Here is a 24,172-nt window from a genome sequence, read left to right as displayed (position 1 = left end):
TCGAGGTCGGGCCATTCCCTCCCCCTGGTCCGTCACCCCCCTCGTCCATCAACCCACGGTCCGCGCGCTCGCGCCTCCCGGCCGGGGCGGGGGGGGCGGTACGGGCTACGCGGTACGGCGTACGAGTGCCCTCGCTGCGACCGGTACACGCGCCTGCCTGGTCAGGTACAGGCGCCTGCCTGGGCGGGTACGGGCACCTCACTGGGCGGTACGGGCGCCTGCCTGCGGCCGGGGTTGCGCGGACCAGGTCCCGATGTCCCAGACGGCCGCCGCCGTCCGGTCGCCGTCATGGCCGGTGACCGGGAGCTGCACGTCGGCGAGGAAGGCGGCCAGTCCCGGCGGGGAAGAAGCGACCCAGCGCTCGGCCAGCGCGCCGGCGAGGGCGGGATCGCCGCGCAATGGCTCCGCCAGGCCCGCACTGCACAGGAGGAGGGTGTCACCCGGGCGGGCGACGGAAGCCCGGAAACGGAACGGCTCGGCGAGGTCGGTGTGGACGGTCGGGCCGGTAGGGACCGTCGGGTCGGTGTGGACGATCGGGTCGGTGTGGACGGTCGGGGCGGCCGGGAGAGCGCCGAGGTCGATGGTGAGCCGGTCACCGGCGTCGGCCCCGGCTCGGGCTCCGTCGCCGGACTCCGCTGCGGATGGTGACTCGACTCCGGGTGAGGACTCGGATCCGGGCGGGGTGGCCGGGGCGCCTCCGGGGGCGGCGGGTTCGAGGTCCCGCCACGCGCCGTCGCGGAGACGGAAGAGGCCGCCTCCGCCGACGCCGAAGAACACACGCGTACGGCATGCAGGGTCGGCGGGGAGCAGGAGGCATCGGAGAGTGGCGGTGAACTCGACCGGATCCAGGCCGAGTTCGGTCGCACGGGCACGGAGGCGGCCGTAGGCACGGTCGGTGAGCCGGTGCAGGCCGGACTTGAGGGCGGCGCGCCGGCCGCCACGGACGTCCTCGGCCAGCCGGACATGGCTGCGGCCGACGGCCGTACCGATCCAGTGGCAGAGGTCGGACGCGGCGCCGTGCGCGGTGCCGGCGTCGGCGTCGGCGTCGGCGTCGGCGTCGGGGGGCGGTAGGGCGCGGGCCACGGCCACCAGCAGCAGTGCGTTCTCGCCGGTTCCGAACCGCGCGGTGAGCAGCGCGTCGCGCCGCGGGCGGCCCCGGTGGCGGGCCGCCTCGCCGCGCAGCGACGCAGTACGCAGCACGAGGGAGCCATAGCGGGCGCCGTCGAGGACGGTGTCCGGCACCAGGTCGTCGAGGGCGCCGGGGTCGGCGAGCGGCAGTGCGGTGGGCTCGGCTTCGTGGGCGGGCCCATGCCGGCCGGTGAACCCGGCCTCGCCGGGCTGCCGCAGCGGGCCACCGGCGCCGGTGTCTCCGACGGTCGTCCCCGCGCCCTCGCGCTCACCGTCACCGTCACCGGCTCGGCCGGTACGGGGCGGGACCGCGGCCGGTCCGGATCCGGCCGCCGGAGGGTCGGACAACGACGGGGTGGCCAACCGCTCGTCGGACAACGGCGGGTCGGCGAACGGCGCCTCGGCCGAGGGCGCCGTGGACAACGGCGCCTCGGACAAAGGCGGGTAGGGCAAGGGCCGGTCGCCCGGCCCGGACGGCGCCGGCGACGCCTTCTCCCCGGTACGGAGGGGCGGCGGTGGGTCCTCCTGTCCCGGCGCCGATACGGTCCGCAGCCTGAGCGTCGCATCCGGCCCTCGCTGCACATCCCCCTCGTCGAAGGGGACCGGTGCGGTTCCGTGGCCCGGCACATGACCGGCGGCGCGAGGGTCTGCCGCTCCCCCATCACCCGTATCGGACGCGGCAGTTGCTCCCGGTGGCGGCTCCCAGGGCGGGCGGGTCGGGGGGACGAGCGGCCGGTGGGCCGGAGACCGGCCGCCGGGCGGGGCGGGGGCGATCCCCTGCCACCATTCCCGCCGCTGCCGGGTGGGGCGAGCGCCCGCGTCCGGCCTTCGCGGGTGCGGGGGACGGGTCGCCGGCGTTCGGTGCATCGGCGGGCGGGCGCCCGGGAGGTCGCGGGGCGGCCATGTCGGTTCGGGCCACGCCTCGGGGCGCGGCCCGGACTGGGAGGTGTCCACCATCGGGGGCGCGCTCTGCCACCACTCGCCTTCCTCAGCAGCGCGCTGGGGCAGGTCCGGCGCGGACGGCACCCGCCTCGGGGTGGGGATGTCCGGCGCGGGGGCACCCGACGGCGTTGCCATGGGGTCATCCGACGGTGTTGCCGGGAGCCGATCTCCGCCATCGCCCGGGAGCTCCGGCGATGCAACATCCCCTGGCCCATTGCCCGATGACGAGGCGTCCGGCCCGACATCCTTCGTGGACAGGCTTTCTGACATGCCGTCCGGTGATGGCCCGTCCACGGACGGCAGACCCGGTGACGGAGACTCCGGCTCCCCGACGGCCCGCGCGGCGGAGTCGAATCGGTCGTCCACCGAGTCCGTTCCGGCCACGGGCCCCGTGTCCGGTGCGGCCTCGTCGTACAACTCCCGCCACCAGTCGTCCTCGTGGCGCTCCCCGGGCTGGCTCATGCCCTCAATTGTCCACCGCCACGCCCTTTTCGGAAGGGCGCGCGAGCTCGTCCGTGCATGCGAACGTACCGGTGTGCGCCGGGCCGGCGGACGGGCCCTTCCCCCACGGCAGGACCCGCCCGGCGGCGTCACCGTGGCGGGACCGTCACCTCCGGCGCACGGCTGCGCAGGGCCCAGCGGGCTGACGGGGCATTGGCCTGTACCACAGTTCCGACACCTTGGCAGAGTGGCCGGTTGTACGGGGATGATGCTCGCGGCGGGTTTGCGCCGTGGCTCATTTCCGCCATCATCGCCACGCCGTACCACCGTCACCACCGCCGTCGCACCACTCCATCGCACCACTCCGTACCGCCGTACCAACATCACCACCGCCGTACGACCGTCGGCGCCCTGCCGGCGGACAGGCGTCAGTCATCAGGGGCAGGGGAATCGGGTGCCCAGGGATCCAGGGGAGTCAGATGCTGAGCGCGATCGGTCTCGACGAGATACAGGAGTCGGCGTACCGCACGCTGGTCGGACTCGGCGCCGCCGAGGTCTCGGACCTGGCGCACCGGCTGACGCTGCCGGAGGAGGAGGCCGTCCTCGCCCTGCGGCGGCTCGAACGGCATGGGCTCGCCGCCCAGTCCTCAGCCCGCCCCGGCCGCTGGGTGGCCGCCCCGCCCGCCGTGGCGCTGGGTGCGCTGCTGCGGCAACAGCGCCACGAGCTGGAACAGGCCGAACTCGCGGCGGCACTGCTCACCGAGGAGTACCGGGCCGAAGCCGCCGAGCCCGCCGTGCACGATCTGGTGGAGGTCGTGACCGGCGCGGCCGCGGTCGCCCACCGCTTCCTCCAGCTCCAGCTCGGCGCGACGAAAGAGGTCTGCGCACTGGTCACGGGCAATCCGACCACCGTGCGGGGCATGGACAACGACGCGGAGGAGCGGGCGTCGAACCGCGGCGTCCGCTATCGCGTGGTGATCGAGCGCGACGTCCTGTCCGGGCCATCGGGGATCACCGAGCTGAGGGCGGCGCTCGGCCGCCGGGAACAGGTACGGGTCATCGACCGGGTCCCCACCAAGCTCGTGGTCGCGGACGGCGCGCTCGCGATGGTCCCGCTGACGCGCCGTGCCTCGGAGCCCTCCGCCGTGGTCGTCCACGCCAGCGGGTTGCTCGAATCGCTGACGGGCCTGTTCGACCGGGTGTGGCGCGAGGCCCTGCCGCTTCACCTGGACACCGACGGCATCCCGTACGAGGGCAGGTCCGACGGCCCGGACGCCACCGACCTGGAGATTCTCTCCCTGTTGCTGGCCGGGCTGACCGACGCGAGCGTCGCCAAGCAGCTCGAACTGGGGTTGCGCACGGTGCAGCGCAGGGTGAAACGGCTGATGGAGCTGACGGGGGTGTTCACACGGCTGCAGCTCGGCTGGCACGCCTATGAGCTGGGATGGGTGGCACGCAAGGACCGCCTGGCGCCCGAGCGCTAGGTGCGACGGGCGGGAGGGCCGCCGGGACGGAGAGGGGCCGGGACAGAGGGACCGGCACAGAGGGGCGGCCGGGACCGAGGCGCAGCCGGACGGGAGAGGGGCCGGGACGGAGGGCCGCCGGCCGAGGGGCGGGCCTCCGCAGATCCCGGTCGGCGAGCGACCAGCCCCCTCGCGCCACCTGCCACCCCCTCTCTCCCCCTCCTCCTCTTCTCCCCCTCCTCCTCTTCTCCCCCTCCTCCCCTCTCCCCCACCTCTCCACGACCGACCGCAACGGCCCGCTCCCCGACCGCCGACCGGTCCCGCTCTCCGGCCCACCGCCACCCTCCGCCTCCCTCCGCCTCCCGCCGGGAAGCGCTCTCCGGCGCCTTCCGGCAGGCTGGGCCCATGGGGACCTGGCAACTGGTCGCGGTCGGACTGGTGATGCTGCTCGGCCTCTTCGGCGTACTGATCCCCGGCGCACCCGGCCCCCCGATCGTCTGGGGCGGGGTGGTGTGGTGGGCGCTCACCGAGAAGACCGCGCTCGCCTGGTGGGTGCTGATGGGGGCGACGGCCGTCCTCCTGCTGAACCAGGCGCTCAAGTGGCTGCTCCCCACACGCCGGATGAAGGACTCCGGGATCCCCTGGCAGACGCTGTACGCGAGTGGGGCGGCGGCGATGGTGGGGTTCTTCCTGGTGCCCGTCGTGGGCGCCGTCATCGGCTTCGTGGCCGGCCTCTACGGCGCCGAGCGGGCACGGCTCGGCGACCACGGCAACGCCTGGGCGTCGACCCGGACGGCGATGCGGGCGATCGGCCTCGCCGTGCTCGTCGAGCTCTTCGCGTGCCTGCTCGTCGTGGGCGCGTGGACGGGTGCGGTGGCTGCCGGCTGACCGCGGGGGCGTCTGCCTCGCACGCCGTACGCGCGGGCACCCGAGCGTCGTACGCACCCAGTCCCGCGCGCCGCCCGCACCGGCCAAGCCCAGCCCGCCGTACGCACCCGGGTCCGCACTCCGTACGACCTACGCCCCGGGTCCGGCCCGTACGCCCGGGTCCCGGCGCGTACGCCCTGATTCCCGGATGTCGTACGGCCCCGTCCCGGCCCCATACGGCCTGGGTCCGGATGCCGATGCGGGCAGGTGGTGCCGGTGTGATCCTGGCGCCATGACCGATCTGAGCGAGGCCGAGCGCGCGTACCTGAAGACCCAGCGCCTGGGGAGGCTGGCGACCGTGGACCCGACGGGGCAGCCCCAGGCGAACCCCGTCGGCTTCTTCCCGCAGGAGGACGGGACGGTCCTTATCGGCGGCTATCGCATGGGCGCCACCAAGAAGTGGCGCAATCTGCAGGCGAATCCGAAGGTCGCCCTGGTCGTCGACGACCTGGCGAGCGTCCGGCCGTGGGTGGTGCGAGGCGTGGAGGTACGCGGGGAGGCGGAGCTGCTCGTCGGTCCGCACGAGCTCGGCCCGCATTTCAGCGAGGAGGTCATCCGCATCCATCCGCGGAAGGTTCACAGCTGGGGCCTGGAAGGCTGAGCGCATCGCCCCGGCACCCCGCCCCGGGTCCGCCCCCGTGCCAGTACTCGCGTCCGCCCCGGGCTGGGCGGGTCCGCACCCGCGCCGGCCCTCGGGCTCTCATCCGTCCCGGCCCGCGCAGCGGCTGTGGGGGTGCCGGTGCTCGGGGCATCCGATACAGAACGCCCCCTGCCGGGCGGCGCCTACGGTCACGCCAACCGGTCTCCGCGCAAAGGGACTTCACGTCCGCCCGCGGGGTCCGGGCCCGTCGGATCCGACGGGCCCGGACTCAGCAGATCGACTGAGCAGATCGACTCAGCGGATCAGCTCCGCGGATCAGCTCCGCTCGGATCGGCTCCGCGGATCGATCGAACCCCAGCACATCGGCTGAGGTGTCGATCGGGCTCAGCGGATCGATCCCACAACAGCCGATCAACGGAACGGCGAAACGGACCGTCAGCGGTTCCTCCCCCGCTTCTGCTCCATCATGTGCCGCCCCAGCGCCTGCTTCTGCTTCCAGTCCCGCCGGATCTCCGCGCGCAGCCGGGCGTCCGTACGGGCGGCGATCCGCTCGTTCTCGCGCAGCAGCTTGCGGTAGCTCTCGAGCCTGCGCTCCGGGAGTTCGCCGCTCTCCAGCGCCTCGATCACCCGGCAGCCGGGCTCCACGGTGTGCGCGCAGTCGTGGAAACGGCACGCGCTCGCAAGCGCCTCGATCTCGGAGAAGACCTGACCGACGCCCTCCTCGGCGTCCCAGAGCCCGACGCCGCGCAGCCCCGGGGTGTCGATCAGGACGCCGCCGCCGGGCAGCGGCAGCAGATCGCGGGTGGTCGTGGTGTGCCGCCCCTTGCCGTCGCTGTCTCGCGTGCCGTGGACCTGCTGGACCTCCTCGCCCAACAGGGCATTGGCAAGAGTGGACTTGCCCGCGCCCGACTGGCCGAGGAGAACGGCCGTGCCGTCCCCGAGGGAGGCGGCGAGCACGTCCAGGCCCTCCCCGGTCATCGCGCTGACCGCGTGGACCTCGACGCCGGGAGCCGTCGCCTCCGTGTCGGCGACGAGGTGCGCGAGCCCGGCCGCGTCCGGTACGACGTCGGTCTTGGTCAGGACGACCATCGGCCGCGCCCCGCTCTCCCAGGCCAGGGCGAGGAAGCGCTCGATGCGGCCGAGGTCCAGCTCGACGGCGAGGGAGACGGCGACGATGGCGTGGTCCACGTTGGCGGCGAGGATCTGGCCGTCCGACTTCTTGGACGAGGCGGAGCGGAGGAACGCGGTACGGCGCGGCAGCAGCGCCCGTACGACCTCCCGGTCGGGGTCGAGCGCCGCCCAGTCGCCGGTGCACGCGATGCGCAGCGGATCGGGCGACCACACGGGCGCGGTGTCCGCCCGTACGGTCCGGATGCCGTCGCCGCCGGGATCGGCGACCACGGCGTCGCAGCGCCCGCGGTCGACCCGCACGATCCGCGCGGGGCAGAGGCCCTGGTCGGCGTACGGGGTGAAGTCATCTGCGAACCCGCTGTCCCAGCCGTAGGGCGTGAGCGGGTGCGGGATGTGGTTGTTCAACGGAGTGAACCCTTCGAGGGATGGTCCCTCGGCGAGGAGGACGGCGGCCGGAAGAGGCGCGGGCCGTCGGTCAGCCGGAGACCAGGGGGGTGGGAACGATGGTCTTCTGGATGCGGGCAGCGCTCATCGCAATGACAGTCATCGGTCCTCACCTCCCGGTCTTCCACAGCTGGGCGACGGGGGCCGGTAAAGGCCGCCGCCGGGTTCCCGCGCAGCTTAATCCGGCTCTGTACGGGGGCGCCAATGGTTTTTCGGCGCCTCTCTCCGTGACCGTCTCCTGATCGTCTCCATGACCGACTTCGTGACCGTCTCGGCGACCCTCGGCGATTCGCCTTGCCAACAGGCGAACCGAGTTCTCCCCCCGGCTGTACTACGAGTCAGTACGGCGTCTACGGTATGGATCGGATCCGCTCTTCTCCGGGGAGCAGTTCCCCGAATTTCCTCCCCAATCAGGGACTTTGGGGGACCGCGAGCGGCCGCCAACTCCCCCCACGGCGCCTTCGGGCACCGGTAGGCGAACGGAAAGTGTGAAGAACGTGCAGTTGTGGATACGTCGCCAGTGGCTGGCAGGCCTGCTCGGAGCGGGGACAGTCGCGGGATTGCTCACGGGGTGTGGCGCGGGAGAGGCCGGCAGCGGCGGCGAGGGGGAGGCGGTCGTCATGGGGACGACCGACCAGGTGCAATCCCTCGACCCGGCCTCGGGCTACAACGTGGGTTCCTGGATGGTGTTCAACAACGTCTTCCAGTCGCTGATCAGCTTCCCCCGGGGATCCAATACCCCGCAGCCCGAAGCCGCCGAGAGCTGCTCGTTCACCGACGGCAACAGCACGGTCTACCGCTGTGAGCTCAAGGACGGTCTCGCGTTCAGCAACGGGAACAACCTCACGTCCGAGGACGTGGCGTACTCCTTCAAGCGCACGCTGAAGATCAATGACCCCAAGGGTCCGTCCTATCTCCTCCAGTCACTGGACCGTGTGGAGACTCCGGACGAGAAGACGGTCGTCTTTCATCTCAAGAACTCCGACGCCACGTTCCCCATGAAGATCGCCTCCAGCGCGGGCGCGATCGTCGACCACAGCGAGTACCCCGCGGACAAACTGCGCACGGACGGCAAGGTCGTCGGTTCGGGTGTTTACACACTGGATTCGTTCGACCGGAAGAAAGCCGTCTTCTCCGTCAATGAGGGGTACAAGGGCGAAGCCGACGTCCAGAACTCCGGTATGACGATGAAGTTCTTCGACGGCGATCAGGCCGGTCTGCGCAAGTCCGTGCAGAACGGCGGCGTCGATTTCGCCTACCGCGGCCTGGCGGCCGAGGACATTCACGAGCTGGAGACCGCGACCACCGCGGACCGGCGGGGCGTGGAGGTCGTCGACGGCGCCAGCGCCGAGGTGATGCACATGGTCTTCAACATGCGCGACCCGGTGGTGGGCAAGCTGGGTGTCCGCAAGGCCATCGCCTATCTCGTCGACCGGCAGGCCCTCGTCCGCGATGTGTACCAGCGCACCGCCAAGCCGCTCTACTCGGTGATCCCGGCGGGGATCACCGGCCACAAGACGCCGTTCTTCGACAAGTACGGCGACCGTCCGCAGCAGGACAAGGCTGCCGCGGCCCTGCGCAAGGACGGCGTCAACGGCAAGGTCAGGATGACGCTGTGGGCCACCCCCATACGCTTCGGGCCCAGCACCGTGTCCGCGGTCAAGGAGCTCGCCCGGCAGCTCAACGCGAGCAAGCTGTTCGACGTCGACGTGAAGAGCGTGCCCCTCGACGAATACGAAAAGGGCATCGCCAAGGGCAAGTACGGTGCGTACGTGAAGGGATGGGTGCCCGACTACCCGGACCCCGACATCTTCATCTCGCCGTTCTTCAGCCGGAACAACGTCGTCGCGAACAATTACCTGTCGAAGCGCATCGTCGACAAGCTCATCCCGGAGACGGTGTCCCAGCCCGACCGGCTCGTGACCGCCGGGAAGTTCGCGGAAATACAGTCCATCGTCGCCGACGACCTGCCCGTACTGCCGCTGTGGCAGGGCAAGCAGTACGCGGTGGCCCGGGACAACGTGTTCGGGATCGCCTGGAGCCTCGACGCCTCGACCGTCCCCCGCTTCTGGGAGATCAGCAAGAGCACCGAGGAGTGACTCCCCGCCGGGGAGCGGCGTCGCGGCCGTGGTGTGAGACTGGGTGGGGAGAGGCCTTCCGCATACCCGGGAGCAGGCCATGGACGCACCGCTCGCCGTCACCAGGGTCACCCACAGCTGCCATCTGATCGAGATCGGCGGCCTCACACTGCTCACGGACCCCTGGTTCAGCGAGCGGGCGGCGTATCACCCCGGGGAGCCGATCGCCTTCGGCGTCGCGGACCTGCCCGACCTCGACGCCGTCCTCATCAGCCACCACCACTTCGACCACTGCGACCTCGAGTCGTTCGCGTCCTACCGCGACAAGGACGTGCCGATGCTCGTGGCGGCGCCCGTCGTCGAACGGGCCAGGAAGGCCGGGTTCCGCCAGGTCCGGGCCCTCTACCCGTGGGAGAGCACCCGGCTCGGCGCCCACGCGGGCCGGGCCGGGCGGGCCGCCACCACCGCTGCCGCCGGTGACATCACCACCGGCCGTGAGCCCGCCACCGGCCGTGACGGCATCGCCGGCGGGTCATTCGGCCGCGACGAGCTGACCATCACCGCCGTCCCTGCCCGGCACAGGGTCTACGAGGTCACGTTCGTCGTCCAAGGCGGCGGCCAGACCGTCTACTTCGCCGGGGACACCCTGCTGGTCCCCGAGTTGCAGGAGCTGGCCGGCCGCTTCCCCGACATCGACCTGCTGCTCGTCCCGACCAACGGACTGCGGCTGCGCCCGCTGTTCAACCGGCAGGTGGTGATGAGCGCGCAGGAGGCTGCCACTCTCACCTCGTGGCTGCGGCCCCGGGTGGCGGTGCCGCACCACTACGCGTACTCCAGCGGGCCGGTCGGTGACCGGCTGATCACCAAGACCGACCGCGACCCGCAGAACTACGTCCGCGCCGCGCGGCTCGCGGCCCCAGGGACGGACGTGCGGGTCATCGCCCCGGGCGAGCGGCTCACGGTCTGAGCCATTCCGGGGGCTCTCCGTGCCCCGTCGCACCCCGGTGACGCCGACGGGGTAGCGACATTCCATGGGCGAGAACTCTTCCGGGGCCGAGAGCGAGGCATCGGCATGGAGGAGGCTGTACCACGGGCTCCTCCGCTCCGCCGCCGCCCGCGGCTGGCAGCGGGCGAGGGAGCTGGAGCTGATGCATCGCTCGATGGGGTTCGCCGCGCTCGGGTTCCTCACGCTGGTGCCGCTGCTCATCGTCGTCGCGGCGGTCGACCCCGCGAACGGCCAGGGCTTCGCCGAGTGGCTGAGCGAGGGTCTCGGGGTGTCGACGACGGCCCAGGCCGAGGTCGAGGAGTTGTTCGCCTCGCCCCGGCAGGCGCTGGAGGCCACGACGGCGTTCGGTCTCGCCGCGCTCTGCGTCTTCGGCCTGACGTTCGGCTCCGCCGTGCAGACCGGCTACGAGAAGGTGTGGGAGCTTCCCGGAGCGCGCTGGCACACCATGTGGCGGCACCTGGTCTGGCTGGCCGCGCTGATCGGCTATCTCTTCGTGTCGGCCCAGATCACGCAGGACCGCCAGCCGACGGCCAACGACTTCCTGCGGTCGCTGTGGCACTTCCTCAGTGCGGCGATCAGCGCCGTGCTGTTCTTCTGGTGGTCGCAGCGGATGCTGCTCGGCGGGCGCGTCGGCTGGGGCCCGCTGCTGCCGGGCGCGGTGTCGACGGCCGTCGGCCTGATCGGTCTGCGGGTGTTCTCCCGGCTGGTGTTCTCGCCGCTCATCGCGTCGAACGCCGTGACGTACGGCCCCTTCGGCACGGTCCTGGTCGTCCAGTCGTGGCTGGTGGGCGTCGGGGTCATCGTGTTCGGCGGCGCGCTCGTGGGCCGGCTGATGCACGAGGAGGCGCCCCGCGCGGCCCAGCTTCTCACCCGCCACCGCCGCTGACCGGCCGCCCGGCCCCTCACGGCACCCGCCCGTGGCGCCCGGCCGGCCCGCTAGTCGTCCCGCTTGGCGTGCAGCCGCGCCCGGACGTCCTCCGGAGGCAGGAACTGGGCCCACCGCTCGGGGAATTCGGACGGCGGCTCGGTGTCGCCGCCCTCGTCCTCCCACTCCTCCTCGCTGTCGTCCAGACGGGCCCGGGCCGCTCGCTGCGCCGCCGCCCGCGCGATCAGCTCCTCGGCCGCGGCCTCGCGGACGCGCTCGTTCGCCTCGCGCGCCGCGGCCGTCGCGACCGACGGCCACACCCGGTCGATCGCCGCGTTGACCGCCGCCCCGACCAGGACGGCGAAGGCCGAGACGCCGATCCAGAGCAGGACGGCCACGGGCGCGGCCAGCGATCCGTAGATCGTCGGGCCCTCGACGGCGTTGATGAGGTAGATCCGCAGCAGGAAGCTGCCGAGCACCCACATCGCCAGGGCCACCAGCGCACCCGGGATGTCCTCCACCCACGGTGACCGTACGGGTACGGACACGTGGTACAGCGTGGTCAGGAAGGCCACGGACAGGACGAGGACCACCGGCCAGTACAGGGCCCGTACGAGACCCTCGCTCCACGGCAGGATGTCCATCACCGCGTCCGGGCCCGCGACCATCAGGGGCAGCGCGACCGCCCCCACGCCCAGGCCGATCATGTACAGCAGGAAGGCGAGCAGCCGGGTCTTGACGATGCCGCGGACACCGTCGAGGCCGTACATGACGGTGATCGTGTCGATGAAGACGTTCACGGCCCGGGACCCGGACCACAGGGCGAGGGCGAAGCCGATCGAGATGACGTCGGGGCGGCCGCGGGTCACGTCGTGCAGCAGGGGCCGGGCGATCTCGTCGACGCCCCGGTCGGAGAGCACGGTCCCGGAGGCGGTGAGGATGTTCTGCCGGATGCTGTCGATGGTGTCGGTGCCGGTCCAGGCGTCCAGGTAGCCGAGCAGCCCGATGAGGCCGAGCAGCAGCGGCGGCAGGGACAGCAGCGAGAAGAAGGCCGCCTCGGCGGCCAGGCCCAGAATCCGGTACTCCACGCAGGAGTTGACCGTGTCCTTCAGCAGCAGCCAGGCCACTCGCCTTTTGGACACATGCGGATAAAGGGCGCGTGCCCTGCGCCAGCGGCTCGCCGACCGCTTGGGGGATGACTCTGCTGCTCGCACCTCCTTAACGTATCTGTCATGGGAGCCTCGACTCACACCGTCACCAATCAAGCCCCGCCGCTCACCGGCTACGACGTCTTCGGAGCGGACGCCGCGCTCACCGATGCCGTGGCCCGGCACACCGCACCGGAGCGGCTTCAGGAGGTCCGGGAGGAGCTCGGGGAGCTGGGGCGGGCCGCGGGCTCCGCACAGGTTCAGGAGTGGGGCGACGAGGCCGATGGCCACCCGCCGGTGCTGCACACGCACGACCGCTACGGCCACCGCACCGACGAGGTGGAGTTCCACCCCGCCTGGCACCGGCTCCTGCGCAAGGCCGTCTCCCACGGGCTCACCGACGCCTGGACCCGCCCCGACGGACACGTGCGGCGCGCTGCCGCCTTCCTGGTCTGGACGCAGAACGACGCGGGCCACGGCTGCCCGGTGTCGATGACGCACGCCGCGGTCCCGGCCCTGCGCACCGACCCGGACCTGGCCGCCGTGTGGGAGCCCAAGCTGACCTCACGGGTCTACGTGCCCGAGCTGAGGCCCGTCGACCGGAAGCCGGGCGCCCTCCTCGGGATGGCGATGACCGAGAAGCAGGGCGGATCCGACGTACGGGCCAACACCACGCGGGCCGAGCCGCTCGGCGCCGAGGGCGAATACGTCCTCACCGGCCACAAGTGGTTCTGCTCGGCTCCCATGTCGGACGGATTCCTGGTGCTGGCCCAGGTGCCCGAGGGCACCTCCCGCACGGGAGCCGTGGGTGGCCCCACCTGCTTCCTGCTCCCCCGCGTACTGCCGGACGGCACGCGCAACTCGTTCCGCATCCAGCGGCTCAAGGACAAGCTCGGCAACCGTTCCAACGCCTCCGCCGAGGTGGAGTTCGACGGGACGACCTGGGCGCGCAGGGTCGGCGAGGAGGGCCGCGGCATCGCCGCCATCATCGGGATGGTCGCGGCGACACGGCTGGACTGCGTGACGGGGGCCGCGGCCGTCATGCGCCAGGCGGTGGCACAGGCCGTGCACCACAGCGCGTACCGCAACGCCTTCGGCGGCCCGCTCATCGACAAGCCGCTGATGCGCAACGTCCTGGCCGATCTGGCGCTGGAGTCCGAGGCGGCGACGACCCTGGCACTGCGGCTGGCGGCGGCGTACGACTCGGAGACGGAAGCGGAGCGGCAGTTGCTGCGCCTCGCGGTCCCGGCCGCCAAGTTCTGGGTGACCAAGCGCTGCATCCCGTTGACGGTCGAGGCACTGGAGTGCCTGGGCGGCAACGGCTACGTGGAGGACTCCCGTATGCCGCGGCTGCTGCGTGAATCGCCGCTGAACTCCATCTGGGAGGGGGCGGGCAACATCCAGGCGCTGGACGTGCTGCGCGCGCTCCAGCGCGAACCCGCCGCCCTCGACGCGTTTCTCACCGAACTCGGACAGGCCCGCGGCGCCGACCATCGCCTGGACGGCGCCATCAAGGACATGCTCACCGAACTCGCCGATCTGAGCGGCATCGAGGCACGGGCGCGGCGGCTGGTGGAGCGGATGGCCCTCACGCTCCAGGGCTCGCTGCTCGTACGGTTCGCGCCGCCCCAGGTCGCGGACGCGTTCTGCGCCTCACGACTGGGCGGCGACTGGGGCGGGTCGTTCGGCACGCTTCCGCACACCCTCGACCTGGCGTCGGTCGTGGAGCGTGCGCGCGTACCGCTCTGAGGATCCTGGGGAGGCATCCGAGGGAGCCGCCCGCCCTCCGAACAGGGGTGGCACCGCGCCGACACGGCACCACCCCCGTCCGCGTACGTGCCCCACTCTGGTGCGCTCGCACGGTCGCGCACAAACGTTGCGGAGGGTTGCAGCAATTGCGCCAAGTACCCACCCTGTCGCGGCGACCGGCGGCACCATGGGGAGAGCACGCCGTCACAAGGAGAGCACGACCGCCCGGACCAGCATTTTCCCGCTTCGATCGCCCTTCCTGTCCATTTCGGAGACCGGATCCGTGAACGACGAACCGCTGCACATGGCCAGGCTGTCGGCCATGGGAACTCGCCATGCCACCCGTCTCCTCAGTGGCGTACGGGCGGCCGCGCTGTCCGGCACGCCCGCGCGGTTCACCCCCCGCGAGGTGATCGGGGAGTCGTGGCACCGGGTCCTGGGGCACGGCGTCGATCCCGACCAGGGCGGCCACTCGGGGCTGTTGGCGCTGGACGAGGTCGAGCACCGGCGCCGGTCCACCCCGCTCGCCTCGGTGCTCCCCACCCTGCGCGAGGGTCTGATGGCGGAGGCCGACGAGGCGTGGCACATGATGGTGGTCACCGACGCCGAGGGCCGGCTGCTGTGGCGGGACGGCAACGCGGCCGTCCAGCGGAAGGCCGACCAGCTCGGCTTCTGCGTGGGCGCGAGCTGGGCCGAGGAGGTGGCGGGCACCAACGCCATCGGCACGGCGCTGGTCTCCCGTACGCCGTTGCAGGTCCACTCCGCCGAGCACTTCGTCCGCGCGTTCCACACGCTCTCCTGCGCGGCCTCGCCCGTACGCGACCCGCGTGACGGCCGGCTGCTCGGCGTGGTCAACGTGACCGGCCCGGCCGCCGCGATCCACCCCTCGACACTCGCGCTGGTCACGGCCGTCGCCCGGGTCGCCGAGGCCGAACTGCGCGAGCAGCACCGGGTGGCGATCGACCGGCTGAGAGCGGTGGCCTCACCGGTCCTGGCCCGGGTGGGCGGCCGGGCGCTGGCGGTGGACCGCGCCGGATGGACGGCCGGGGTGACGGGCATGCTGCCGCTGGACCGGGTGCAGCTCCCCAAGTCGCTCTCGGCCGGCTGGGTCCGGATCCCCGCGGTGGGCCTGTGCAGCGCGGAGCCACTGCCGGACGGGTGGCTGCTGCGCGTCGAGGACGCCGTCACCGGCGGAGACGGGGCCGAGCCGAGCCGGGTCGTCCTGGATCTGCGGCGTTCCGGGCAGCCGGTGTTGTCGGTGACGGGCGCGGCGGGGAGCTGGAGCCAGGAACTGACGCCCCGCCATGCGGAGTTGCTGTACGTCCTGGCGCGCCATCCCGAAGGCCGCACGGCCTCGCAGCTCGCCGGGGACCTCTTCGGCGAGCCGGGGCGGCAGGTGACGGTGCGGGCCGAACTCTCGCGCGTACGGCGGACGCTGGCCGGGGTGCTCGACCACAGGCCGTACCGTTTCGCCGACGGGGTCCGGGTGGAACTGCTCACCCCGCCCGACGCGTCGGACCTGCTGCCGCAGTCGACGGCACCGGCGCTGGTGGCCGCACGCGGCGCGGGCGGTCGGGGTCCGAGCGTTCCGGGTTCGCGCGGCTCCGGTCCGAGCGGTCCGGGCAGTCCGGATCGTTCGGGTCCGCGCGGTTCGGGCGCCACGGACGGCTGAGGCCATGGGCGCGGCCCGGCAGCCGCAGGCGAGGGGCGCGCGGGGCCGGGTCCGCGAGGGCTACGAGGTCAGGTCCGAGGGGCGGCGGCGGATCAGGTAGTAGCCGCCGGCCGCCAGCGACCCCGCGACCAGGCCGACTCCCAAGGCGACGGTGACGGGCGGAACCCGCTGGGATCCGCCGCCGATACCGCCCCGGACGGGCCTCTGCGGGATCGCCGGGGCACTCTGCACGGGCGGCGGTGCGGCGGTGGCCACGCCGTGCGGGGGGACGACGGTGTCGGCGGACCCGCGGGCGGCGCCGGCTGTGGCGCGGGCGTCGGCCGCACCTGCCTTCGTACCCCTGCCGTCCTTCCTCGCCTCGCGCTCCTTCGCGGCCCGGTCCGCCGCGGTGCCGTGCTTCTTCGCCCCGTCGGCCTTCCCCGCCTTCCCCGGCCTGCCCGCCTTCTGTCCCGCCTTCTCCCGCTCGGCGCCGCCGCCCGCGGCCCGGTCCTCCGCGGTCCGGCCGCCGTCGCGCGGCTCCACGCGGAAGCGCCCGCCCGTGACCGTCCAACCGCCGCAGGTGGCCGCGACGGTGTGCGGGCCGGGTTCGACGGCCTTGAAGATCCGGGGCCTGGCGACCGAGGACGAGGAACCGCGCTGCCCGGTGAGCCGGGTGCGCGGGAAGGCGTTGGACTCGACGATCGCGTCATAGGCACGGCCCGTACCGCGGCAGCTCCGGCCCCCGACCGTGATCGTCACGGTGTCGCCCTGCTTCACCGTCCTCGGGGAGACCACGATGTCGCCCGGACCCGGCCGCCGGCCCGTTTCCGCGGCGGCCGGCGAGGCGGACAGTCCGAGTACGGGCAGGCCGGCAGCGGCCACGGCGACAGCGGCGGCCACGACGGCCCGGGAGGCGTCCATGCTCCTACGCTCGCGCGCCCCGGCACGGCGCGCATGCGGCGATGCTCCGGCCGGGTGGGGCGCTCCGGCCCGTTTGGCGCAGGCCACCCGTTCGCCCGCCCACGGTCGCCGCTCCCATCGCCGCGTCCTACCGTGCCGTGAAGACGGGGCGGGACGAATGAGACAACCCGGATAGCGCGGACAACGTCAAGGGGAGACCGATGTTTTCGAAGAAAGGCTCCGGCCGCGGCGCCTACGCGCCGGAGCGCAAGAAGCGCTCGCCCTGGGGGTTGATAATCCTCGCCCTCCTCATCGGCGTGGCCCTCATACGGAACGGCGCCGCGCAGGAGTCGGGACCGCCGCAGCCGACTTCCGAATCCGCGGCCGACTCCCGTACCGCGGCCTCACCCGCACCGGCGACGAGCGCGCCGCAGAAGCCGCCGCCCGAGCCGCTGGGCGCCTCCGTGCCGAGCCGCGTGGTCATCCCCGCCATCCGGATCAACGCCCCGCTGACGCAGGTCGGCCTCGACCCCGAGGGGTGGGTCGCCTCTCCTCCGGCGACGGAGAAGAACCTGGCCGGGTGGTACAAGGACGCGGTCTCACCCGGCGAGAAGGGGACCGCGGTCATCGTCGGGCACGTGGACAACAAGACCGGGCCCGTCGTGTTCTACAACCTCGGTGCCCTCAGGAAGGGCCACAAGGTGGAGGTGGTCCGGCAGGACGGCCGTACGGCCGTTTTCGAGATCTACGGCATCGAGGTGTTCGACAAGCAGAAGTTCCCCGCCGAGCGGGTCTACGGGGACACGGGCAAGCCGGAGCTGCGCGTCATAACGTGTGGTGGCGGTTTCTCCAAGGCGAAGGGCTACACGGGCAACGTGGTCGTCTTCGCCCGGATGACCGACGTGCGATGACCCCCTGACGGACCGGCCGTCGGGCGATGACCCGCATGCGCCGGACCCGGCGCCCGGTGACGGGCGCCGGACGGCACCGGGCTCGTACGGGGCACGGGGGTCCGAACCGTGAGACGCCCGTCCGGCGTCCCGGCGGACTCCGGCACCAGCCGCGGGCGTGACGCAGCACACCGCACCAAGGCCTCATATGCGATTCCCGATCCCGGACCGGGGTGGGAGCGGCCGGACGGCCGTGATTGGCTGTGGGGCATGAGCATCACCGTGACCACCTGGTCCCTGGAGCAGACCTCGCCCGCCGACCTGGCGCCGGCGGACCCGCCCGCGGCCGACAGCGGCGTCCGCGTGGTCCGCTCCGAGGCCGCCTCGCCGGAGTTCAGCCGCTTCCTCTACACGGCCGTCGGCGGCGATGTGATCTGGACGGACCGGCTCGTCTGGCCGTACGAGCGGTGGCAGGCCTTCCTCGACCGGCCGGGCGTGGAGACCTGGGTCGCGTACGAGCACGGGACCCCGGCCGGGTACATCGAGCTGGAGGCCCAGGGCGAGGGCGTCGTGGAGATCGCCTACTTCGGTCTGCTCCCCGCCTTCCGCGGCCGCCGTATCGGCGGCCATCTCCTCGGCGAGGGCACGGCCCGCGCGTGGGACCTGGCCGAGCGCCATCCGCGGCTCTCCCCGACCAAGCGCGTCTGGGTGCACACCTGCAGCAAGGACGGCCCGCACGCGCTGGACAACTACCGGCGGCGCGGCTTCCGGCTCTTCGACACCACGACGGCCGAGGAGCCGGAGACGCCGCCGCCCGGCCCGTGGCCCGGCGCCTGAGCCCGATCAGCCCGATCACCGCATCGCCACCTGGGCCCGATCCCGCACCTGGGCGCGGCGGCCGGCGCAGGGCCTGAGCCCGGCCCCACGCGCGGTGCATGGCGCCCGCGCACGGGCGCGTGACCCTCGCCACATCGTCTCGCAGAGCGGGACAATGCTGTCCACATCATGGATGTCGGTGGACGCTCCCGAGAGCGCCATGACACGCTTTCGTCATGTCTCGCACTGGAACTGCCTTGGTGAGTCGACGCCACGTCGACCTCGGACGCATGTCCAGCGCCATCTGTCCGGCGGGCTGACAGTCACAGCACCGCCGTTTCGAGCGTCGCACCGACCGCCGTCCCCATCGTCGCGGACGAGCGCGCACTCCTGATCCCCCTGCCGCACGCGCTGCCGCGCTGTGCCGAGGACACCTGCTGCATCGCAGGTCAGACGTGTGCCACCCCGCCGTACCCGCACCCTTTGACCCGCCCCGAAGGACGTATTTCCCATGGCCGCCACCCCAGAACGCGCGAGCGCTGCAACGACCCGCCGCAAGGCCGGCCGCCACCGCGGCGAGGGCCAGTGGGCCAAGGGTCATTTCACGCCGCTCAACCCCAACGAGCAGAACAAGAAGGACGATGACGGTCTCAATGTGCGGACACGCATTGAGACGATCTACGCCCACCGCGGGTTCGACTCGATCGACGGCGCCGACCTCCGCGGGCGGATGCGCTGGTGGGGCCTCTACACCCAGCGCAAGCCCGGGATCGACGGCGGCAAGACCGCGATCCTGGAGCCGGAGGAGCTGGACGACAGCTACTTCATGCTCCGTGTGCGCGTCGACGGCGGGCGGCTGACCACCGAGCAGCTCCGCGTCATCGGCGAGGTCTCCCAGGAGTTCGCCCGCGGCACCGCGGACATCACCGACCGCCAGAACATCCAGTACCACTGGATCCGTATCGAGGACATGCCCGAGATCTGGCGGCGGCTCGAGGGTGTCGGGCTCTCGACGACCGAGGCGTGCGGCGACACGCCCCGCGTGATCCTCGGCTCCCCGGTCGCGGGCATCGCCGAGGACGAGATCATCGACGGCACCCCGGCCATCGACGAGATCCACCGCCGCTTCATCGGCAGCAAGGAATTCTCCAATCTGCCGCGGAAGTTCAAGACCGCGATCTCCGGCTCACCGCTGCTGGACGTGGCCCACGAGATCAACGACGTCGCGTTCGTCGGGGTGAACCACCCCGAGCACGGCCCCGGTTTCGACCTGTGGGTGGGCGGCGGTCTCTCCACCAACCCCAAGATCGGTGTCCGGCTCGGCACCTGGGTGCCCCTGGAGGAGGTGCCGGACGTCTGGGCGGGCGTCATCGGCATCTTCCGCGACTACGGCTACCGGCGGCTGCGCACCCGCGCCCGGCTGAAGTTCCTGGTCGCCGACTGGGGTGCCGAGCGCTTCCGCGAGGTGCTGGAGACCGAGTACCTGAAGCGCACGCTGATCGACGGTCCCGCGCCCGAGCAGCCCGTGCAGCAGTGGCGCGACCACATCGGCGTCCACCGCCAGCAGGACGGCCGGTACTACGTCGGCTTCGCACCGCGCGTCGGCCGCGTCGACGGCACCGTCCTCACCAAGATCGCCGACCTGGCCGCGTCACACGGTTCGGGCCGTCTGCGGACCACCGTCGAGCAGAAGATGATCGTGCTCGATGTCGAGGAGGGCCAGGTCGAGTCGCTGGTCTCCGGACTGGAGGCGCTGGACCTCCAGGTCAAGCCCTCGCCGTTCCGGCGCGGCACGATGGCCTGCACCGGCATCGAGTTCTGCAAGCTCGCGATCGTCGAGACCAAGGCGCGCGGCGCCTCGCTCATCGACGAACTCGAGCGCCGGCTCCCGGACTTCGACGTGCCGGTCACCATCAACGTCAACGGCTGCCCCAACGCCTGCGCCCGTATCCAGGTCGCGGACATCGGTCTCAAGGGCCAGCTTGTGATGGACGCGGACGGCAACCAGGTCGAGGGCTTCCAGGTGCATCTGGGCGGCGCGCTCGGCCTGGAGGCCGGCTTCGGCCGCAAGGTCCGTGGCCTGAAGGTCACCTCCGCCGAACTGCCCGACTACGTCGAGCGCGTGCTCACCCGCTTCCAGGAGGAGCGCGAGGACGGCGAGCGGTTCGCGCAGTGGGCGGCCCGGGCCTCGGAGGAGTCGCTGTCATGAGTGAGCGAGCCGCGCCGTTCTACTGCCCGTACTGCGGCGACGAGGACCTTCGGCCCTCCGAGGAGGGCCACGGCGCCTGGGAATGCGCGTCCTGCAACCGGGCGTTCCGCCTGTCGTTTCTCGGGCTGCTGGCCCAGGGCCTGCGGCGCGAACCGGACGAAGGGGGCAGCACATCATGACAACCGCACCGCAACGCACCGCGGTCGAGCTCCGGGAGCTGGCCGAGCAGGCGGGCCGCGACCTGGAGGACGCGCCCGCGCCGGAGATCCTGCGCTGGGCCGACGCGGCCTTCGGCAGCCGCTTCTGCGTGACCTCCTCCATGGAGGACGCCGTCGTGGCACACCTGGCCGCGCGCGTACGGCCGGGTGTGGACGTGGTGTTCCTCGACACCGGCTACCACTTCCCGGAGACCCTCGGCACCCGTGACGCGGTCGAGGCCGTGATGGACGTCAACCTCATCACGCTCACCCCGCGCCGGTCGGTCGCCGAGCAGGACGCCGAGCACGGGCCGAGGCTGCACGACCGGAACCCGGACCTGTGCTGCGCCCTGCGCAAGGTCGCACCGCTGGAGGAGGGCCTGGCCGCGTACGAGGCGTGGGCGACCGGACTGCGCCGCGACGAGTCCCCGACCCGGGCGAACACCCCGGTCGTCGGCTGGGACGAGAAGCGGCAGAAGGTCAAGGTCTCCCCCATCGCGCGCTGGACGCAGGACGACGTGGACGCCTACGTCGCCGAGCACGGCGTGCTCACCAACCCGCTGCTGACCGACGGTTACGCCTCCGTCGGCTGCGCCCCGTGCACCCGCCGGGTGCTGGAGGGCGAGGACGCCCGCGCCGGCCGCTGGGCCGGCCGGGACAAGACCGAGTGCGGACTGCACGGCTGATGAGCGACCAGGAGATGTCGATGAGCGTGCCCGACGCGGGCGCCACGGTGTGGCTCACCGGTCTGCCGAGCGCAGGCAAGACGACGATCGCGCATGCGCTCGCGGAGCGGCTGCGCGGCGAGGGCCACCGGGTGGAGGTGCTCGACGGTGACGAGATCCGGGAGTTCCTCTCCGCGGGTCTGGGCTTCACCCGCGAGGACCGCCACACCAACGTCCAGCGGATCGGCTTCGTCGCCGAACTGCTCAGCAGCAACGGCGTGAAGGTGCTCGTCCCGGTCATCGCCCCGTACGCCGACTCCCGCGAGGCGGTGCGCAAGCGCCACCAGGCGGAGGGCACCGCGTACCTGGAGGTCCACGTCGCGACCCCGGTCGAGGTGTGCTCGGTCCGCGATGTGAAGGGGCTGTACGCCAAGCAGGCCGCGGGCGAGATCTCCGGGCTCACGGGCGTCGACGACCCGTACGAGGCGCCGGAGACGCCCGACCTGCGCATCGAGTCGCACACCCAGACCGTGCAGGAGTCGGCCGCTGCGCTGCACTCACTGCTCGTTGAGAGGGGACTGGCATGACGACGGTTGCCGAGACCGGCGAGAGCACCGACAATCCGTACGCGCTGACGCACCTGGACGCTCTGGAGTCCGAGGCGGTGCACATCTTCCGTGAGGTGGCGGGGGAGTTCGAGCGGCCGGTGATCCTCTTCTCCGGCGGCAAGGACTCGATCGTCATGCTGCACCTGGCGCTGAAGGCGTTCGCCCCGGCGCCGGTGCCGTTCGCGCTGCTGCACGTGGACACCGGGCACAACTTCCCCGAGGTCATCGACTACCGGGACCGTACGGCCGCCGAGCACGGGCTGCGTCTGCACGTCGCCTCCGTCCAGGACTTCATCGACCGCGGCGAGCTGCGCGAGCGCCCGGACGGCACCCGCAACCCGCTGCAGACCGTGCCCCTGCTGGACTCCATCGAGAAGAACCGGTTCGACGCGGTCTTCGGCGGCGGCCGGCGCGACGAGGAGAAGGCGCGCGCCAAGGAGCGGGTGTTCTCGCTGCGCGACGAGTTCGGCGGCTGGGACCCGCGCCGTCAGCGCCCGGAGCTGTGGCAGCTCTACAACGGCCGTCACTCCCCCGGCGAGCATGTGCGCGTCTTCCCGCTGTCCAACTGGACCGAGCTGGACGTCTGGCAGTACATCGCCCGGGAGAACATCGAACTCCCGCAGATCTACTACGCCCACGACCGCGAGGTCTTTCGGCGCGACGGCATGTGGCTGGCGCCCGGCGACTGGGGCGGCCCCAAGGACGGCGAGCGGGTCGAGAAGCGGCTGGTGCGCTACCGCACCGTCGGCGACATGTCCTGCACCGGCGCGGTGGATTCCGGCGCCACGACCATCGAGGCCGTGATCGCGGAGATCGCGGCGTCCCGGCTCACCGAGCGGGGCGCCACGCGCGCCGACGACAAGCTGTCCGAGGCCGCCATGGAGGACCGCAAGCGCGAGGGGTACTTCTAGCCATGACGAGCACGAGCACGATCCTGGAGCAGACGGCGGCCACGTCGCTGCTGCGCTTCGCGACCGCCGGTTCGGTCGACGACGGCAAGTCCACGCTCGTCGGCCGGCTGCTGCACGACTCCAAGTCGGTGCTGGCCGACCAGTTGGAGGCCGTGGAGCACGCCTCCCGCAGCCGCGGCCAGGAGACGCCGGACCTGGCGCTGCTGACCGACGGGCTGCGCGCGGAGCGGGAGCAGGGCATCACCATCGATGTCGCCTACCGCTACTTCGCCACGCCGCGGCGGCGGTTCATCCTCGCCGACACCCCCGGGCACGTGCAGTACACCCGGAACATGGTCACCGGCGCCTCGACCGCCGAGCTGGCCGTGGTGCTGGTGGACGCCCGTAACGGCGTGGTCGAGCAGACCCGGCGGCACGCCGCGGTGGCCGCGCTGCTGCGCGTGCCCCATGTGGTGCTGGCCGTCAACAAGATGGACCTGGTCGAGTACGCCGAGCCCGTATTCGCCGCCATCGCCGAGGAGTTCACCGCCTACGCCGCCTCGCTCGGCGTCCCGGACATCACCGCGATCCCCATCTCGGCGCTGGCCGGGGACAATGTGGTGACGGCGTCGGCGAACATGGACTGGTACGGCGGCCCGACCGTGCTGGAGCACCTGGAGACCGTCTCCGTGGGCACCGACCCCACCGACGACCCGGCCCGCTTCCCCGTCCAGTACGTCATCCGCCCGCAGACCGCCGAGCACCCCGACTACCGCGGCTACGCGGGCCAGATCGCGTCCGGCATCCTGCGCACCGGCGACGAGGTCACCGTCCTGCCGTCGGGGCTCACCAGCACCATCGAGGGCATCGACGCGCTCGGTGACCCCGTCGACGTGGCGTGGGCACCGCAGTCGGTGACCGTACGGCTCGCGGACGACCTCGACATATCCCGCGGCGACGTCATCGTGCCGACCGCCTCCGCGCCCGCGACCACGCAGGACATCGAGGCCACGGTCTGCCACCTCCACGACCGCCCGCTCCGGCCCGGCGCACGCGTGCTGCTCAAGCACACGACCCGTACGGTGAAGGCGATCGTCAAGGACATCCCGTCGCGGCTGACCCTGGCGGACCTCTCGCAGCACCCGGCTCCGGGCGCGTTGGCGGCCAACGACATCGGTCGGGTCGTCCTGCGGACCGCCGAGCCGCTCCCCCTCGACGCGTACGCCGAGTCGCGGCGTACCGGATCCTTCCTGCTCATCGACCCCTCCGACGGCACCACGCTGACGGCGGGCATGGCAGGCACGGCGTTCGCCGAGGCGGCCGCGGAGGCCGCGGAGGCCGCGACCGGTCAGGACGACGAGGGGTGGGACTTCTGATCATGGTTGATGTCTTCTCGACCTTCGCGAAGGAGGGCGGCCGCATC

At 72.3% G+C, this 24,172-nt stretch carries 21 protein-coding genes; 17 read left to right on the top strand and 4 right to left on the bottom strand.

The genetic code is table 11. The features are described 5' to 3' along the window. Positions 1-198 precede the first annotated feature (198 nt). Entirely contained in the window at positions 199-1,551 is a 1,353-nt protein-coding gene (locus tag ACGFNH_RS13210; RefSeq protein ID WP_393653182.1) for a protein phosphatase 2C domain-containing protein, read from the bottom strand. 1,439 nt (positions 1,552-2,990) lie between these two features. Between ACGFNH_RS13210 and ACGFNH_RS13205 the strand changes: the two genes are divergently transcribed. The 3 genes from ACGFNH_RS13205 (at position 2,991) to ACGFNH_RS13195 (ending at position 5,502) form a co-directional block, all read left to right on the top strand. Then, a complete protein-coding gene (locus ACGFNH_RS13205) occupies positions 2,991-3,995 on the top strand; it encodes a helix-turn-helix domain-containing protein (protein WP_393653181.1) in 1,005 nt (334 codons plus the stop codon). 384 nt (positions 3,996-4,379) lie between these two features. Further along, on the top strand, positions 4,380-4,862 hold the full coding sequence (locus tag ACGFNH_RS13200; protein WP_393653180.1) for a DUF456 domain-containing protein: 483 nt from the start codon (positions 4,380-4,382) through the stop codon (positions 4,860-4,862). A gap of 271 nt (positions 4,863-5,133) precedes the next feature. Beyond that, a complete protein-coding gene (locus tag ACGFNH_RS13195) occupies positions 5,134-5,502 on the top strand; it encodes a PPOX class F420-dependent oxidoreductase (RefSeq protein ID WP_393653179.1) in 369 nt (122 codons plus the stop codon). 435 nt (positions 5,503-5,937) lie between these two features. Here the strand turns inward: ACGFNH_RS13195 and rsgA are convergent, their stop codons facing one another. Further along, the gene (gene rsgA / locus ACGFNH_RS13190; RefSeq protein WP_393653178.1) at positions 5,938-7,038 is read right to left on the bottom strand and encodes a ribosome small subunit-dependent GTPase A; all 1,101 of its coding nucleotides are present in this window, start codon (positions 7,036-7,038) and stop codon (positions 5,938-5,940) included. A 659-nt stretch (positions 7,039-7,697) separates the two neighbouring features. Between rsgA and ACGFNH_RS13185 the strand changes: the two genes are divergently transcribed. The 3 genes from ACGFNH_RS13185 to ACGFNH_RS13175 all read left to right on the top strand — a co-directional run bounded on the left by ACGFNH_RS13185 (position 7,698) and on the right by ACGFNH_RS13175 (position 11,047). Continuing rightward, entirely contained in the window at positions 7,698-9,176 is a 1,479-nt protein-coding gene (locus tag ACGFNH_RS13185; RefSeq protein ID WP_393653177.1) for an ABC transporter substrate-binding protein, read from the top strand. A gap of 79 nt (positions 9,177-9,255) precedes the next feature. Beyond that, complete coding sequence (locus tag ACGFNH_RS13180; RefSeq protein WP_393653176.1) at positions 9,256-10,122, top strand: MBL fold metallo-hydrolase; 867 nt, start codon at positions 9,256-9,258, stop codon at positions 10,120-10,122. Positions 10,123-10,186: 64 nt separating this feature from the next. Further along, entirely contained in the window at positions 10,187-11,047 is an 861-nt protein-coding gene (locus ACGFNH_RS13175) for a YhjD/YihY/BrkB family envelope integrity protein (RefSeq protein ID WP_393653175.1), read from the top strand. 50 nt (positions 11,048-11,097) lie between these two features. On the opposite strand, the gene ACGFNH_RS13170 is transcribed toward ACGFNH_RS13175, so the two are convergent. Then, the gene (locus ACGFNH_RS13170; protein ID WP_393653174.1) at positions 11,098-12,240 is read right to left on the bottom strand and encodes a YihY/virulence factor BrkB family protein; all 1,143 of its coding nucleotides are present in this window, start codon (positions 12,238-12,240) and stop codon (positions 11,098-11,100) included. 18 nt (positions 12,241-12,258) lie between these two features. On the opposite strand from ACGFNH_RS13170, the gene ACGFNH_RS13165 reads away from it, so the two are divergent. Both ACGFNH_RS13165 and ACGFNH_RS13160 read left to right on the top strand, forming a co-directional pair. Then, positions 12,259-13,923, top strand: coding sequence for an acyl-CoA dehydrogenase family protein (locus tag ACGFNH_RS13165; protein WP_393653173.1), 1,665 nt, complete (start codon positions 12,259-12,261; stop codon positions 13,921-13,923). Between the two features lie 283 nt (positions 13,924-14,206). After that, the gene (locus ACGFNH_RS13160; RefSeq protein ID WP_393653172.1) at positions 14,207-15,595 is read left to right on the top strand and encodes a GAF domain-containing protein; all 1,389 of its coding nucleotides are present in this window, start codon (positions 14,207-14,209) and stop codon (positions 15,593-15,595) included. 60 nt (positions 15,596-15,655) lie between these two features. Here ACGFNH_RS13160 and ACGFNH_RS13155 read toward each other — a convergent pair whose 3' ends face one another. Continuing rightward, positions 15,656-16,495 (bottom strand): hypothetical protein, encoded by an 840-nt coding sequence (locus ACGFNH_RS13155; protein ID WP_393653171.1) that lies wholly within the window; start codon positions 16,493-16,495, stop codon positions 15,656-15,658. A gap of 200 nt (positions 16,496-16,695) precedes the next feature. Here ACGFNH_RS13155 and ACGFNH_RS13150 point away from each other — a divergent pair, with 200 nt between their 5' ends. The 9 genes from ACGFNH_RS13150 to ACGFNH_RS13110 all read left to right on the top strand — a co-directional run bounded on the left by ACGFNH_RS13150 (position 16,696) and on the right by ACGFNH_RS13110 (position 24,125). Next, complete coding sequence (locus ACGFNH_RS13150; protein ID WP_393653170.1) at positions 16,696-17,385, top strand: class F sortase; 690 nt, start codon at positions 16,696-16,698, stop codon at positions 17,383-17,385. Positions 17,386-17,634: 249 nt separating this feature from the next. Beyond that, positions 17,635-18,201, top strand: coding sequence for a GNAT family N-acetyltransferase (locus tag ACGFNH_RS13145; protein ID WP_393653169.1), 567 nt, complete (start codon positions 17,635-17,637; stop codon positions 18,199-18,201). A gap of 215 nt (positions 18,202-18,416) precedes the next feature. Then, positions 18,417-18,500, top strand: a complete 84-nt coding sequence (locus tag ACGFNH_RS13140) for a putative leader peptide (RefSeq protein WP_393653558.1) — start codon at positions 18,417-18,419, stop codon at positions 18,498-18,500. A gap of 191 nt (positions 18,501-18,691) precedes the next feature. Further along, entirely contained in the window at positions 18,692-20,389 is a 1,698-nt protein-coding gene (locus ACGFNH_RS13135; protein ID WP_393653168.1) for a nitrite/sulfite reductase, read from the top strand. Continuing rightward, entirely contained in the window at positions 20,386-20,568 is a 183-nt protein-coding gene (locus ACGFNH_RS13130; protein WP_393653167.1) for a hypothetical protein, read from the top strand. The genes ACGFNH_RS13135 and ACGFNH_RS13130 overlap by 4 nt, the downstream gene beginning before the upstream one ends. Continuing rightward, positions 20,565-21,272 carry a phosphoadenylyl-sulfate reductase gene (locus ACGFNH_RS13125; protein WP_393653166.1) on the top strand — a complete coding sequence of 236 codons (708 nt, stop codon included), beginning with the start codon at positions 20,565-20,567 and terminating at the stop codon, positions 21,270-21,272. The genes ACGFNH_RS13130 and ACGFNH_RS13125 overlap by 4 nt, the downstream gene beginning before the upstream one ends. Beyond that, positions 21,272-21,838 carry an adenylyl-sulfate kinase gene (gene cysC / locus ACGFNH_RS13120; protein ID WP_393653165.1) on the top strand — a complete coding sequence of 189 codons (567 nt, stop codon included), beginning with the start codon at positions 21,272-21,274 and terminating at the stop codon, positions 21,836-21,838. The genes ACGFNH_RS13125 and cysC overlap by 1 nt, the downstream gene beginning before the upstream one ends. Continuing rightward, positions 21,835-22,770, top strand: a complete 936-nt coding sequence (gene cysD, locus ACGFNH_RS13115) for a sulfate adenylyltransferase subunit CysD (RefSeq protein ID WP_393653164.1) — start codon at positions 21,835-21,837, stop codon at positions 22,768-22,770. Before cysC ends, cysD begins: the two co-directional genes overlap by 4 nt. A gap of 2 nt (positions 22,771-22,772) precedes the next feature. After that, positions 22,773-24,125: a sulfate adenylyltransferase subunit 1 gene (locus ACGFNH_RS13110; RefSeq protein WP_393653163.1), complete on the top strand. Its 1,353-nt coding sequence runs from the start codon at positions 22,773-22,775 to the stop codon at positions 24,123-24,125. The last annotated feature ends 47 nt before the right edge of the window (positions 24,126-24,172 follow it).

Origin of the sequence: Streptomyces sp. NPDC048639 (genome assembly GCF_043199075.1) — a bacterium.
In the GTDB taxonomy this organism is placed as follows: domain Bacteria; phylum Actinomycetota; class Actinomycetes; order Streptomycetales; family Streptomycetaceae; genus Streptomyces.
Note: the sequence above shows the minus strand (reverse complement) of the source record. Positions and strands in the feature narration are given on the sequence as shown.